Annotated in this window: 16 protein-coding genes; 9 read left to right on the top strand and 7 right to left on the bottom strand. The window is 64.2% G+C overall.

Going from position 1 to position 12778, the window contains the following annotated elements; translation table 11 throughout:
* Positions 1-11 precede the first annotated feature (11 nt).
* Positions 12-1235, bottom strand: coding sequence for a glycosyltransferase family protein (locus tag AC6R19_RS00370; RefSeq protein WP_500577487.1), 1224 nt, complete (start codon positions 1233-1235; stop codon positions 12-14).
* Positions 1236-1477: 242 nt separating this feature from the next.
* Positions 1478-2314, bottom strand: coding sequence for an HAD-IIB family hydrolase (locus tag AC6R19_RS00365; RefSeq protein WP_500577486.1), 837 nt, complete (start codon positions 2312-2314; stop codon positions 1478-1480).
* Between the two features lie 290 nt (positions 2315-2604).
* Between AC6R19_RS00365 and AC6R19_RS00360 the strand changes: the two genes are divergently transcribed.
* Complete coding sequence (locus AC6R19_RS00360; protein ID WP_500577485.1) at positions 2605-2901, top strand: DUF3175 domain-containing protein; 297 nt, start codon at positions 2605-2607, stop codon at positions 2899-2901.
* A gap of 21 nt (positions 2902-2922) precedes the next feature.
* Here the strand turns inward: AC6R19_RS00360 and AC6R19_RS00355 are convergent, their stop codons facing one another.
* The 5 genes from AC6R19_RS00355 to arsC form a co-directional block, all read right to left on the bottom strand.
* The gene (locus AC6R19_RS00355; RefSeq protein WP_500577484.1) at positions 2923-3648 is read right to left on the bottom strand and encodes an RT0821/Lpp0805 family surface protein; all 726 of its coding nucleotides are present in this window, start codon (positions 3646-3648) and stop codon (positions 2923-2925) included.
* A 193-nt stretch (positions 3649-3841) separates the two neighbouring features.
* Positions 3842-5707 (bottom strand): signal peptide peptidase SppA, encoded by a 1866-nt coding sequence (sppA, locus tag AC6R19_RS00350; protein WP_500577483.1) that lies wholly within the window; start codon positions 5705-5707, stop codon positions 3842-3844.
* Between the two features lie 188 nt (positions 5708-5895).
* Positions 5896-6264: a DUF2069 domain-containing protein gene (locus AC6R19_RS00345; RefSeq protein ID WP_500577482.1), complete on the bottom strand. Its 369-nt coding sequence runs from the start codon at positions 6262-6264 to the stop codon at positions 5896-5898.
* A complete protein-coding gene (wrbA, locus tag AC6R19_RS00340; protein WP_500577481.1) occupies positions 6261-6884 on the bottom strand; it encodes an NAD(P)H:quinone oxidoreductase in 624 nt (207 codons plus the stop codon). The genes AC6R19_RS00345 and wrbA overlap by 4 nt, the downstream gene beginning before the upstream one ends.
* Positions 6884-7228: an arsenate reductase (glutaredoxin) gene (arsC, locus tag AC6R19_RS00335; protein ID WP_500577480.1), complete on the bottom strand. Its 345-nt coding sequence runs from the start codon at positions 7226-7228 to the stop codon at positions 6884-6886. Before arsC ends, wrbA begins: the two co-directional genes overlap by 1 nt.
* Positions 7229-7284: 56 nt before the next feature.
* On the opposite strand from arsC, the gene AC6R19_RS00330 reads away from it, so the two are divergent.
* The 8 genes from AC6R19_RS00330 (at position 7285) to AC6R19_RS00295 (ending at position 12722) form a co-directional block, all read left to right on the top strand.
* Positions 7285-8682 (top strand): YihY family inner membrane protein, encoded by a 1398-nt coding sequence (locus tag AC6R19_RS00330; protein ID WP_500577479.1) that lies wholly within the window; start codon positions 7285-7287, stop codon positions 8680-8682.
* Positions 8657-9073 (top strand): TlpA family protein disulfide reductase, encoded by a 417-nt coding sequence (locus tag AC6R19_RS00325; RefSeq protein ID WP_500577478.1) that lies wholly within the window; start codon positions 8657-8659, stop codon positions 9071-9073. Before AC6R19_RS00330 ends, AC6R19_RS00325 begins: the two co-directional genes overlap by 26 nt.
* 90 nt (positions 9074-9163) lie before the next feature.
* Positions 9164-10528: an L-cystine transporter gene (locus tag AC6R19_RS00320; RefSeq protein ID WP_500577477.1), complete on the top strand. Its 1365-nt coding sequence runs from the start codon at positions 9164-9166 to the stop codon at positions 10526-10528.
* Positions 10529-10630: 102 nt separating this feature from the next.
* A complete protein-coding gene (locus tag AC6R19_RS00315) occupies positions 10631-11074 on the top strand; it encodes a hypothetical protein (RefSeq protein WP_500577476.1) in 444 nt (147 codons plus the stop codon).
* A complete protein-coding gene (locus AC6R19_RS00310) occupies positions 11075-11698 on the top strand; it encodes an RNA polymerase sigma factor (RefSeq protein WP_500577475.1) in 624 nt (207 codons plus the stop codon). It abuts the gene before it with no gap.
* Entirely contained in the window at positions 11695-12051 is a 357-nt protein-coding gene (locus AC6R19_RS00305; RefSeq protein WP_500577474.1) for a hypothetical protein, read from the top strand. Before AC6R19_RS00310 ends, AC6R19_RS00305 begins: the two co-directional genes overlap by 4 nt.
* Positions 12035-12271, top strand: a complete 237-nt coding sequence (locus tag AC6R19_RS00300) for a hypothetical protein (RefSeq protein ID WP_500577473.1) — start codon at positions 12035-12037, stop codon at positions 12269-12271. The genes AC6R19_RS00305 and AC6R19_RS00300 overlap by 17 nt, the downstream gene beginning before the upstream one ends.
* Positions 12264-12722: a DUF3106 domain-containing protein gene (locus tag AC6R19_RS00295; protein WP_500577472.1), complete on the top strand. Its 459-nt coding sequence runs from the start codon at positions 12264-12266 to the stop codon at positions 12720-12722. The genes AC6R19_RS00300 and AC6R19_RS00295 overlap by 8 nt, the downstream gene beginning before the upstream one ends.
* Positions 12723-12778 lie beyond the last annotated feature (56 nt).

The following is a 12778-nucleotide window of genomic DNA, read 5'->3' as shown; positions in this document are numbered from 1 at the left end:
GGGCTCCGGCGCTATTCACTGTATTCCTCGAAGTCCGCTTCCACCGCCGCCTGCAGTTCCTGCAGGAAGTCCGGGGCGGCGCTGGTGATGCGGCTCCAACTGGGAATGAAGGGGGTTTCCATCGGGTTGTCGAGAAAGGCCTGGCCCGCTTTCATCAGGTTTCTGGCAAACAACTCCACCGTCTGCTCCTCGCGGTGAATGTCGAAACTCAGGCCGTTGATGATAGCGTCGTTGCGGTAGGTTTCCACGAAGTCCAGGGCCATACGGAAGTAGGTGGCCTTGATGGATCGGAATATCTCGCTGGAGAAGACGATGCCTTGGGTGGCCAGTTTGCGGAACAGGGACTTGGCGATGTCGATGGACATTTTCGACAGGCCGGCGTTGTCGTCGTTGAAGGATACCGCCTGGTGCTTGTGTTCGTAGCAGTGGGCGATATCCACCTGGCATAGGTGATTGGTGGAGAAGTTGCGGTACATCTCCGACAAGACGCCGATCTCCAGGCCCCAGTCACTGGGAATATGCAGGTCGTTGATCACGTCGCGGCGGAAGGAAAACTCACCGGCCAGCGCGTAGCGGAAGCTGTCCATATAGGTGAGGTAGTCCATGTGGCCGTAGATTTTTTTCAAGGTGCGGATCAGCGGCGTGACCAGCAGCCGGCAGACACGGCCGTTGATCTTTCCCCCAGACACGCGGGAGTAGAAACCCTTGCAGAACTCGTAGCTGAAATTCGGGTTGGCCACAGGGTAGAAGAGGCGCGCCAGCAGCATGCGGTCGTAGGTGACGATATCGCAGTCGTGCAGCGCTACCGCCTCTCCCTTGCCGGAGGAGAGTATGTAGCCGAGGCAGTACCAGACGTTGCGCCCCTTGCCGGGTTCCAGCGGCGCCAGGCCGCGCTCCTGCAGTTTGGCGTCCAGCTCGCGCAGGCGCGGGCCATCGTTCCAGAGCACGCGCACATGCTGCGGCAGCCGCCGGAACTGGACCAGTGCATCCCGGTACTGGGATTCGTCGGCGCGGTCCAGGCCTATAACGATTTCCGACAGGTAGGGTACATGGGCCAGTTCGTCGAGGATCTTCGGCAGTGCGTCCCCCTGCAGTTCGGAATAGAGCGACGGCAGCAGCAGGGACATGGGCCTGTGGCGGGAGAACTCCAGCAGCTCCCCCTCCATCTCTTCCAGCGAGCGGTTGCATAAATTGTGCAGCGTGGTGATGGATCCATTCTGGAAAAAATCGGTCACGGGAGACTCCTGCTCGGCTTATCGGGATTTCACGTTTTCTCGCGCTGATTCACTGTCATGGTAGCGACTTGTCCCCTACTGACAGTAAGAGGGGCTTGTGGCGGCCCTGCTACCGGTGGCCATTTGGGAAAAAGCCTCATCGGCAAACATTTCCCAAATGGCCACCGGCATCAGGGCCTTGGCATCTGGCTCAGGTATTCTTTTCCGAGTCCCGAAGGGTGAGTAGTTACTTCAGAGGTTCCTCATTGAAATAACTGTCCTATAACTTCCTTCCAGCCGGCGGGGCCTATGGCCTCGCTGACGATGACCCGCCGCCCGGCACTCGCCTCCAGCCGCGGCGGCGGGCGATGGGGGGCGCGGATGATGACGGCGATATCCGCCACCTTGAGCATGTCCAGGTCATTGGGGCTGTCGCCGGCGGCGATCAGCCGGTAACCGGTGTCGCGATCGTTGCGGTAGCAGCCCAGCAATGCCAGCGTGGCCGCGCCCTTGTCCGTGGGCCCGAGCAGATGCAGGAAGCGGCCGCCCTGCAGCGTGGAGAGGCCGGCGGCGCGGGCGCGGGCCGCGAAGGCCTGCTTCTCCTCCTCGCTGCCGCGCCACAGCAATGGCTCCGAGTAGTCGCGGGTCTGTGCCGCCCGCGCCTGTTTCTCCGTCAGGCTGGTGGCCTCGGCTATCTCCTCGCAGGAGGCGGCGGAAAAGCTCAGATAGGGTGCGCCGTTTTCTGCGGCGTCTGCCTGCAGGAAGGCCAGCAATTTTTCCCGGGGCAATCCGGTCTCGATGATCCAGAAATCACCCCGTTCGCGAGCACTTTCAGGGACTTCGTGAAAATAGCCGGCGGGAATAAAAATCGCGGAGCCGTTCTCGACAATAAAAGGGTGGTCGTTGTGCAGCTGGCGGCGGAGCTCCAGCATCTCCGGGAAGGTCTTGCTGCTGTTCAGTATCACCGGCACCTGTCGCCGCTCCAACTGCCGCAGCAGATCGTCCACCGGGGCGTGGGAGTAGTCGTAGTGATCGAGCAGTGTGCCGTCCAGGTCGCTGGCAATCAGCCAGTGCCCTTCGGGGGAATCATTCTGTGTCATCGCCAGTATAAACCGGACATTTGATATCCCTGTCTATGGATCCTATCTATGGATCTATATTCCAAAAATAGTGCCAGTCGGGAATTATGAGCCAGTGTGGCGCCAGGAAACGGGCGAATGGCGTGTTATAAGACTGCGATTTGCTAAGGGGAGAGGGAATTCCGAACCGTGTTGGCACACGCCGCTAGGAGCAATTCTCGCTGCGCCCCAATCTGGTGCAGGGCTTTGGTGTCCCCGAGAGGGACGATACATTGTTGTGTATCGAGTGGGTTTGCAGTGGAGGGTTCGCTGTGGCAGAGGGCAAATCGAAGCGCTGGTCCCGGGAGGTAACGGAAACCAGCGATGCGCTGGACCTGGAGGAAGGCGTCTTTACCCTGGAGGATCCCCGCGACATCGCCCGCTCCCTGAAGCGCTCGGCGGAGCGCAGTGAGCGGCGCAAGTCAGACCCCTTCCGCTCGGCCATGTCGATGCTGACCTTCTATATCAACCGCGCCGGCAGTAACCTGCCGGAAGACCAGCGCAAACGGCTGGAAGAGGCCAAGGACGAGCTGCGGAAGCTGTTCGACCGGGAGCCGTCTGGGGATTGACGGCTCCCGGTCCGGTTCGGGTCAGAGGGACTGCACCCAGGTGCCGTCGGCCCGACGGCAGGCGGAGCCGCGGGTCTGCTGGGCGTATTCGCCGCCGACTTCCGCGGTGAAGCTGCGGCAGTAGTTGCCCCCGCGCTTCTCCACCGGTCCCGGCGTCACCGCGTACTGCTGGCCGCCGTCCTGCCAGGTGATGCGTTCGCCCTCGGGAGCGAATTCCAGCGCCTGGCCCACACAGGCCTGGTTGCGGGCGTCCATGCGTTCGCCGATCTTGCCGCCGATCAGCACGCCGGCGATGGCGCCGCCGACGGTCGCCAGCTTCTTGCCGTCGCCGCCGCCGATCTGGTGACCGAGCACGCCACCGATCAGCCCGCCGAGCACCGCGCCAACCTTGTCACTGTTGCAGCGGGTGGCGGTCGGCCGGGGCGCCGGGCGCCACTCCGGTTCGTACACGGGTTCCTCCGCGCGCTGGTCGAACCACGGGGGCAGGGTCACGACCACCCGGCCACCGGGGTCGCGGTGGGCGTATTCGCGGTGGCCCCCCTCACACTTACGCTCCTCCTTGTAGTCGCCGTTGCGCTCCCACTTGCGTTCCACCTTGCAGTTGCCGTCCCAGAATTCCTCTTTGCGCTCGTAGCCCCCGTGTTTGTGGTGCTTCTTCCAGCCGCGACCCTCGGGTGGGTCGGCGTGGGTGGCTGCGGCCAGGCTGCCGGCTATGGCGAAAGCGGCAAAGACTTTCAGTTTGTTCATTTTTGCTTCTCTCCTGAATCTGCTGTTGATCCCGCGGGTGCATTAACGTGGCGACGATGTTACCACCTGGCCGGAAAATGCCGCGGGGATGGGTCACAACTTGGGAGCAGTTTCGCCTTTCAGCGCTGAATCACTGCTGAATGGCCGGGAGGCTTGTAGGAGCGGCGGGCGGCCGCTCCTACAGGGGGGCAGTTCAGGGCGCCAGGCAGGCCAGGCAGCGCACGTAGAGGGCGCGGGGATCTTTATAGCCCTGCAGTTCGGCGAGAGGGGCGAGTGCCGGCTGCAGTGTCTTCAACCAGGCGCCGAGGGGCAGGTTGGCCTCGAAGGTGGCGGCGATGCGGGCGTCCACATTGTCCGCCAGGGCGCGCAGGAGTTTCTCTCCCGGGGTCAGTTCCCGCTGGATTTCCTCCACCTGGTAGTCCTCGAGGTCGGCCAACTGGGCGGCACCGGCGATGGCGTCGTTGAGATTACCGAGTTCGTCCACCAGGCCCAGCTGTTGGGCTGCGCGGCCGGTCCACACCTGGCCCTGGGCAATCTTGTGCACCTCCTTGGGGGTACTGCCACGGGCCTCGGCGACGATGCGCAGGAAGCGCGCATAGGTGTTCTCCACCCCCTGCTGCAGCACGCTGGCGGCGGCTTCCGGCAGGGGCCTGTCCAGGCGCATGGTGCCGGCCAGTTCAGAGGTGCCGACGCCGTCGTTGTAGATGCCGAGGTGTTCCAGGGAATCCTCGAAGGTGGGGAAGGCGCCGAAGACGCCGATGGAGCCGGTGATGGTGGACGGCGATGCCCAGATGCGGTCGCCGCCGGTGGCGATCCAATAGCCGCCGGACGCGGCCACGCTGCCCATGGAGATGACCACCGGGATATCCGCCTCGCGGATGGCGAGCAGTTCCTGGCGTATGGCCTCGGAGGCGAAGGCGGAGCCGCCGCCACTGTCGATGCGCAACACCAGGGCCTTGACCTTCTTCTCCCGCGCCTTGGCGATCAGTTCGCCCAGAGTCTCGCTGCCGATCTGGCCCGCCGGTGCCTCGCCGTCGACGATGGCACCGCTGGCGGAGATCAGGCCTATTTTGCCGGCTTCCATGCCCGGCTTGGGGATATGGGTGAGTTTCTGGTTGCGCAGGTAGGCGAGGGCGTCGATGAATTTATAGTCCTGGTCTTTGTCGCCGGCGCCTATGGTCTGCTTGAGTTCGTCGATGGCCACGCGGCGGCTGGCGAGCTGGTCCACCAGTTTGTTCGCCAGGGCGGCTTCGGCCCAGCTGCCGCCGTGCTGCTGCAGCTGTTGCGGCAGTTCATCGATAAAGGTGTCGATGGATTCCGGCGGCAGGTTGCGCAGGCCGGTGACCTGCTCCGTGTATTCGCCCCAGAGTTCGTGCAGCCAGCGCTGGTTGTTCTCCCGCGAGGCGGGGGACATGTCGTCGCGGGTGTAGGGCTCGATAAAGTCCTTGTAGTCGCCGACGCGGAAGACGTGGAAGTTGATCTTCAGCTTGTCCAGGGCGCTCTTGAAGTAGTTGCGGTAGGCGCCGAAACCGGTCAGCAGCACCGAACCCATAGGGTTCAGGTAGACCTTGTCGGCGTGGCTGGCGAGGAAGTACTGGGCCTGGGTGTAGTTGTCGCCGACGGCGTAGATGGGCTTGTCGGCGGCCTTGAAGCGCTGCAGCGCGGCGCCCACTTCCTCCAGCTTGCTCAGGTTGGCGCCCACCAGGTAGTCCAGTTCCAGCACCAGCGATGAGATGCGGTTGTCCTTGGCGGCGCTGTCGATGGCATCCACCAGGTCCTTGACCCGCACTTCCGTCGGTCCCGGCGGGCCGCCGAGGAAGCCCGGCAGGCCGGTGGGCTGGGACAGCTCGTCGACGAGGAAGCCACTGGGGGCGACTTTCAGGGCGGCGCCCTGGGGAATGGTCAACCGCTCGTCCTTGCCGAAAATGAGGATGCCGATAAACAGCAGCAACAGCAGGAACAACAGGTTGGTGAAGACGCGGCGCAGCCAGGTGATGGCGCCGCCAATGGCGCCGAAGAAGCTGCGGATAAATCCTTTTTGGTGGCTTGTATCAGTCAAACTTCAACACTCCTTTGACGCTGAATTTGGGGGCCAGTGGCGGCCCTGCTGCCGGTGGCCGTTCGCTCAACAGCCTCATCGGTCTGTTGTGCCGGCCGCAGGCGCTTTTCTCGAACGGCCCCCGGCAGCAGGGCCTTCGCATCAAACTTCGGTATTCTTTTCCGAGTCCCGAGTCCCGAGTCCCTGACTCACTGCATGCGCTGCCAGCGGCTGGTCATCATTGCAGAGAGAAACAGGGTAAGGCTCAACACCAATAATACGCCATGCTGCCAGCCGCGCTGGGGCATCATTACGTCGACAATGCCGGCGGTAATGTAGAGCAGCAGGATAAAGCACAGCCACAGGTAGCTGCGGTAGTGGTTTCTCAGCAGCCCCGGCAGCACCAGCAGCAGGGGCACCGTCTGCAGTATCCACCACTTGACGGAGCCGCCGGGCAGGAACAGGTTCCACACCGCGAACAGCAGTATCAGGCCGATATAGCAGATCCAGTTCAGGCGCCGGGCGATGCGCAGCTTGCCCGCGACGCTCTTGTCGCTTTGGTTATCGGAGATACTCACGCTGGTTCCCCCGGCTTGCGGCCGAGGCTGCGCGCCAGCTTGCCGATGCGCGCGCCCAGGGCACGGCACAGGCTGACTTCGTCAGCGCTCAGCTGGCCGCCGTCGCTGCCGCCGGACCAGTGGGAGGCGCCGTAGGGGGTGCCGCCGCTCTCGGTGTGCATCAGCGCCGCCTCGGAGTAGGGGATGCCGGCGATCACCATGCCGTGGTGCAGCAGCGGCAGCATCATGGAGATCAGCGTGCTCTCCTGGCCGCCGTGGAGGCTGCCGGTGGAGGTGAAGACGGCGGCGGGTTTGCCGGACAGGCTGCCCTCCAGCCAGATGTCGCTGGTCTGGTCGAGGAAGTAGCGCAGCGGCGAGGCCATATTGCCGAAGCGGGTGGGGCTGCCGAGCAGCAGGCCGGCGCAGTCGCGCAGGTCGTCGCTGGTGCAGTAGGGGGCGCCTTCGTCGGGCACCGGCGGCAGGCTGGCCTCTGTGTCCGGGGAGACGGTGGGCACGGTGCGCAGGCGCGCGGCCATGCCGGCGGACTCGACGCCCCGCGCCAGCTCCGCGGCCATTTTGGCGGTGGCGCCGTTGCGGGTGTAGTAGAGGATCAGCACATAGGCGTCAGCGTCCTGTGCCATCAAAGCAGCTCCAGCACATTTTCCGGTGGCCGGCCGAGCACGGCCCTGTCCCCCTTCACGACGATCGGGCGCTGGATCAGTATCGGGTGTTGCGCCATGGCGTCGATCAGCTGCTCGTCGGACAGGTTCTTGTCCTTGAGTTGCAGTTCCTTGTAGGCGTCCTCTCCGCTGCGCAGCAGCTCGCGCGCACTGATGCCGAGTTTCTTCAGCAGCTCGGCCAGGATTTCCGTGGAGGGTGGTGTCTCCAGGTAGAGCACCACTTCCGGCTCAACGCCTTTGTCCTGCAGCAGCTGCAGGGTCTGACGGGATTTTGAACAGCGGGGGTTGTGGTAAATCGTCCACATTGTGTCGGTATCCTGTTAAGGTTTGGCGTATTCTAACCGAATAAACGGAAACCACCATGACGGAACTGGTGCACCGCTGGCGTCGCTTCTTCGCCTCCCTGTGGACGCTGTTCAACGAAAAGAACTGCCGCCAGAACGCGGCGGCGCTCACCTATATGACGCTGTTTGCGATAGTGCCGCTGGTCACGGTCAGCTACGCAATGCTGTCTCTGTTTCCGGATTTTGCCGGCCTGGAGAGCAGGCTGCAGGAACAGATCTTCTCCCACTTTGTGCCGGAGAGCGGCCGCGAGGTGCAGGAGTACATCAGCAGCTTTTCCTCCCAGGCCCAGCGCCTCACAGGTCTCGGCATCGCGATCCTGCTGGTGACCGCGGGGCTGATGCTGCGCAACATCGAGGAGACCTTTAACTCTATCTGGGATATTCCCCGCGGGCGCAGCGGTGTTTCCAGTTTCCTGCTCTACTGGGCCATCCTCAGCCTGGGACCGATACTGCTCGGTGCCGGTCTTGCGGCCACCACCTATCTGTTCTCGCAGAAGCTCTTTCTGCCCGAGGGTGACACCTTGGGGTTGCTGCCGATCGCCCTGCGGGTACTGCCATGGATCTTTACCGCCATCGCCTTCACGCTGCTGTTTATCGCGGTGCCCAACTGCCGCGTGCCCCTGCGCCATGGCCTCGTCGGCGGGGTGATCACTGCCTTTGCGTTTGAGATGGCTAAATACCTGTTTGGGGTAATGGTCGCGCGCAGTTCGGTGCAGGTGATCTACGGGGCCTTTGCTTTTGTGCCGCTGTTCCTGATCTGGATCTACCTGATGTGGATGATCGTGCTGGCGGGCTGTGTGCTGGTGCGCACCCTGACCGCCTACCACGCGGCCACCCACGGCAAAAAGTACTCGGACGTGGTGGCGACGCTGGTGCTGCTGTGGGAGTTCTTCAAGAAATACCAGTGTGGTCAGCCGCTGCGGGAGCAGGATATTTCCCGCGCAAGGGTCAAGCCCGCCCAGTGGCGGCGCATCCGCCAGGTGCTGCAGGACCACAAGCTGATCACCCAGACGGAGCGCAACGACTATGTGCTGGCGCGGGACCTGGATTCGATTTCGCTGATGGAACTGGCCAACTGGCTGAATCCATCACCCATACCCGCCTACAGCCACCGCGAACTGCACGGCCTGCCCTGGTACGAGGAAGTGGAGCAGCGCTTTGCCGAGTCGCAGAAGTTCGCCGGTGAGCAGCTGGCGCTGGACCTGGGGGAACTGTTTCGCCAGGCCCAGCAAAGGGAGGAGGCGGCAAAGAGTGATGGTGCCGCCGGGAGCGGTGGCGATTCGGAAGGCAAAGGCAACAAGAGCAAAAGCAGGCGCGGAGGTGGAAAGCGTGGTTCCGCAGACGGTAAAGCGAAGGCAGGGGATGATTCGGTGGGCAGCCTTTCTGTGGTTGGTCGCCGCAATAAGCGGTTGTGACAGGAATGCCGGCCAACTGACGGGCGTCGGTGGCGAGGCCATCGAGCCCGCCGGGCGGCTGCTGTTGGTCAACTACTGGGCCGAGTGGTGCAAGCCCTGTCGGGAGGAAATCCCCGAACTCAATGAATTTGCCCGCAACAATGACGGGGTCCTGGTGATCGGTGTCAATTACGATCAGCTGCCGGTGGAGAAGCTGAGAGCGCAGGCTGAAAAAATGGGCATTGAATTCCCGGTTTTGGTCGCAGAGCCGGCGGATCGCTGGGGACAACCCCGGCCTGTCGTACTTCCCACCACTTTTGTCATCGGTGCAGATGGTCAGTGGCGCGCAACGCTGGTGGGGCCGCAGACGGCAGAGAGTCTCGAGGTGGCGGTGGAGCAAAGCCGTTTATAAAACTATAACAAAAGCAACTATAGGAAAGCCGTCTGCCGCTGTTAGCATGCCGCGACTTTCCTGTAGTGCCCGGAGTGGGACCCGCAAAATATGCAATTCAGCTCGCTGCTTCTGCTGCTTTTCTTTTTCTTTCTGCTCTGGCCGCTGAACCGCTGGCACAGGAGCCGGGACTCGCTGGCGCCGGCGGTGTTCGCCGGCCTGCTGGTGGGCGTGCTGTTCGGCGGCCTGCTGCAGCTGGCGCGCGGCTGGGGCGCCGTGCCCGCGGAGGTGCTGCCGTGGATAGAGATGGTCGGCGACTCCTATGTCAATCTGCTGCACCTGCTGGTGATGCCGCTGGTGCTGATCTCGATTCTCGCCGCAGTGGTCAAGGTGAGCCACACCCAGGCCCTGGGCAAGATCAGTGTGTCGGTGCTGGCGGTACTGCTCGGCACCACCGCGATTGCGGCCCTGATCGGGGTGACCGTGGCGCTGCTGTTCGGGCTCGAAGCTACCGGCCTGGTGGAGGGCGCGCGCGAAGCGGCGCGGGTGGAGGTGCTGAACGAGCGCATCGGCCGGGTGACCGGCCTGAGCGTCCCGGAAATCCTGGCTTCCTTTATCCCGAAAAATATCTTCTACGACCTGACCGGCGCGCGCGACACTTCGGTGATTGCGGTGGTCATCTTCGCGGTGCTGCTGGGCCTGGCGGCGCTGGCGGTGCGCCGGGAGTTTCCGGAGGAGGGGGCGCAGATAGAGAACTTCGTCCATGTGAGCCAGGTGTGGGTAATGAAACTGGTGCGGCTGATCATGGCGTTCACCCCCTACGGGGTCACGGCCCTGGTGACGAGCCTGATTGCCAATTCCAGCTGGGCGGACATCCTCAACCTGTTCGGTTTCGTGCTGGCCTCCTTCGCCGCCATAGCGCTGATGTTCCTGGTGCACGGCCTGCTGCTGCTGGTCAACGGCGTCAGCCCGCTGCACTATTTCGCCGTGGTGTGGCCGGTGCTGGTGTTCGCCTTCAGCTCCCGCTCCAGCGCCGCCACCATCCCGCTCAATGTGGAGACCCAGGTGGACGAACTGCGCAACTCGCCGGCCATCGCCAACTTCTCCGCCTCCTTCGGCGCCACCATCGGCCAGAACGGCTGTGCCGGCATCTACCCGGCGATGCTGGCGGTGATGGTGGCGGTGCCCATGGGCATCAACGTGCTGGACCCGGTATGGCTGGCCACCCTGGTGGCGGTGGTGGTGATCAGCTCCTTCGGTATCGCCGGCGTCGGCGGCGGCGCCACCTTCGCCGCGCTGGTGGTACTGCCGGCCATGGGCCTGCCGGTGACCATCGCCGCGCTGCTGATCTCGGTGGAGCCGCTGATCGATATGGCGCGCACCGCACTGAATGTCAACGGCGCCATGACTGCCGGCACCCTGACCCAGCGCTGGCTGGGCAAAGAAGTGCCGGGGCCGGAAATCATCGAAGGCTGAAAATTTTCTGATCCCTGTCAACCGATCCCACGCGGCGGCGTTATGGATCAGTGAAACGGTTGAATCCGGTTCAATTGAGCCTTCACTCTTAGGGAGCAAATAATGAACAAGCTGATCACATCCGCCTTTGTAACCGCCGGCCTGCTTCTGTCGGCCCCACTCCTGGCCGATAGCGGTGACGCCGCCGAGCGCCTGGACAGGCGCGGTGACCGCATCGAAAACCGCCTGGATCGCAAGGGCGACCGCATAGCGAACCGCCGCGACCGCAGGGGCGACCGGGTTGAGAATCGCCTGGACCGCAAGGGCGATCGCATAGATAACCGGCTCGACCACAGATCCGAGCGCGCCGAGGCCAGTGGCAGGGAGAAGCTGGCCGAGCACCTGGACCGCAAGGGCGACCGAATTGATCGCCGCCTCGACAGGAAGGGCGAACGCATCGACAAGCGCCTGGACCGCAGGGGCGAGCGCGCGGACCGGCGCCTGGATCGCAAGGGCGAGCGCATCGATCACCGCCTGGACCGCCGCGGCAAGGCACTGAAGAGTTAAATGCAGGCGCGGGGCTCGGCCCCGCGAACGGATTCACGGCCGCTCGGCGATACTGGCGGCACAATGGCACCCTGTGCAGAACGGCGTCAATCGGCATCCATGAATCAATTCCTGGCCTCGGTGGAGCGACGGGCATTCAATATGGCGAGGCTGGCTGTGGGCAGCCGCGACGATGCGCTGGATATAGTCCAGGACGCGATGCTGGCACTGGTCAAGAACTACAGCCGCCGGGACAGGTCCGAGTGGCGACCGCTGTTTTTTACCATCCTCAACAACCGCATTACCGACTGGCACCGCCGCCGCAAGAACATCTCCCGCTGGCAGCTGTTGCGGGAGCGGCTGGCGGCGGACGATACTGAGGACGAACTGGACCCCGGCGACCTGCCGGACCCGCAGGCCCCGGCGCCGGAGCGGTCGCTGATCGGCGAACGCACCCTGGATGCCATAGGCGCGGCGGTGGAGAAACTCCCCCTGCGCCAGCAGCAGGCTTTCCTGCTGCGCTGCGTGGAGGGCTTCGACGTGGCGGAGACGGCGCGCGCCATGTCCTGCAGCAGCGGCAGTGTGAAGACCCACTTATCCCGCGCGCTCAACAGCCTGCGCGAACACCTGGAGGATCTGCGATGACAGCACCCGGCCCCGAAAGCGGGCGCAACCGGCGCGCAATCGACGCCGCCCGCGAGGCCATGGCGCGCCGCGACCGCGAGCTGGACGGCGAGACACTGTCGCACCTGCGCCGCGCCCGCGCCCGCGCCCTGGAGGCGCGGCGGTCATCCGGGCCACTGTGGCTGTCGGCGGGCACTGCGGTGGCCGCGGCACTGGTGGTCGCCATGCTGTGGCCGCGGGTGCCCGAACCGGAAGCGGAGATGTTCGCCGGCGGCGACTGGCTGCTGGACGACGGCATGGAAATCGAGATGATCGAGGATATGGAGTTCTACCAGTGGCTGGCGGAGGAGGCGCTGGATGGCCACTCTTCCTGATCCGCGCCGGCTGGCGTTTGTGTTACTGCTGTTGTCGCCCTGGGCTTTCTCCCAGCAGGCGGTGCCCCTGGACGAGGATTTTCTGCTGTTTCTGGACGAGTGGGTCGACGAGGCGGGCGAGGTGTTCGAGCCGGCCGACCTGGAGCCGTTGGGGGAGGAGCCGGCAGGTGGCGACGAAGACGGGGAGGCGGTGCGACCGCAGGAGGAAGGTGATGCTTAACAGGTTCATAGTCACTCTGGGCAAATCCGCCTGCCTGGCCCTGTGCCTGCTGGCAGCGGCCGCGGGGGCGACGGACTGGCAGAGCCTGAGCGACGGCGAGCGCCGCATTCTGCAGCGTTATGAGGAGCGCTGGCCGGACCTGTCCGAGGCACAGCAGCAGAAGCTGCTCGGCGGCGCCCGCCGCTGGGCGGCGATGACACCCGAGCAGCGGAGCCGCGCCCGCGAGCAGTTCCGCAAGTGGCGCGCCCTGCCGCCGGAGCGCCGCGCCCAGCTGCGCAAGGCCTACCGCCGCTTTATGGCCCTGCCGCCGGAGAAGCGCGCGCGCATTCTCGAGGCGCGCAAGAAGTTCCGCCAGTTGTCCCCTGAGCAGCGGCGCAAGCTGCGCGAGAAGTGGCGTCAGGTGACGCCGGAGCAACGCCGGCGCCTGCGCGGGCTGCGGCGCGGAGACTGACCCTGCGCGTCTGGCGCAAGGTGCAGGAAGCCCGAACTGCTTTAAGGTGGTCCGCA

This window comes from Microbulbifer sp. SE14, assembly GCF_059834885.1.
The sequence above is the reverse complement of the archived record's forward strand: the minus strand, read 5'-3'. Positions and strand labels throughout refer to the sequence as shown.

What these genes read in the sequence shown, in the direction of transcription:
- AC6R19_RS00310 (WP_500577475.1), top strand. Translation starts at nt 11,075, where the DNA reads ATGCAGGCGCGGGGCTCGGCCCCGCGAACGGATTCACGGCCGCTCGGC.
- AC6R19_RS00300 (WP_500577473.1), top strand. Translation starts at nt 12,035, where the DNA reads ATGGCCACTCTTCCTGATCCGCGCCGGCTGGCGTTTGTGTTACTGCTG.
- AC6R19_RS00295 (WP_500577472.1), top strand. Translation starts at nt 12,264, where the DNA reads ATGCTTAACAGGTTCATAGTCACTCTGGGCAAATCCGCCTGCCTGGCC.
- AC6R19_RS00320 (WP_500577477.1), top strand. Translation starts at nt 9,164, where the DNA reads ATGCAATTCAGCTCGCTGCTTCTGCTGCTTTTCTTTTTCTTTCTGCTC.
- wrbA (WP_500577481.1), bottom strand. Translation starts at nt 6,884, where the DNA reads ATGGCACAGGACGCTGACGCCTATGTGCTGATCCTCTACTACACCCGC.
- AC6R19_RS00355 (WP_500577484.1), bottom strand. Translation starts at nt 3,648, where the DNA reads ATGAACAAACTGAAAGTCTTTGCCGCTTTCGCCATAGCCGGCAGCCTG.
- AC6R19_RS00315 (WP_500577476.1), top strand. Translation starts at nt 10,631, where the DNA reads ATGAACAAGCTGATCACATCCGCCTTTGTAACCGCCGGCCTGCTTCTG.
- AC6R19_RS00305 (WP_500577474.1), top strand. Translation starts at nt 11,695, where the DNA reads ATGACAGCACCCGGCCCCGAAAGCGGGCGCAACCGGCGCGCAATCGAC.
- AC6R19_RS00365 (WP_500577486.1), bottom strand. Translation starts at nt 2,314, where the DNA reads ATGACACAGAATGATTCCCCCGAAGGGCACTGGCTGATTGCCAGCGAC.
- arsC (WP_500577480.1), bottom strand. Translation starts at nt 7,228, where the DNA reads ATGTGGACGATTTACCACAACCCCCGCTGTTCAAAATCCCGTCAGACC.
- AC6R19_RS00330 (WP_500577479.1), top strand. Translation starts at nt 7,285, where the DNA reads ATGACGGAACTGGTGCACCGCTGGCGTCGCTTCTTCGCCTCCCTGTGG.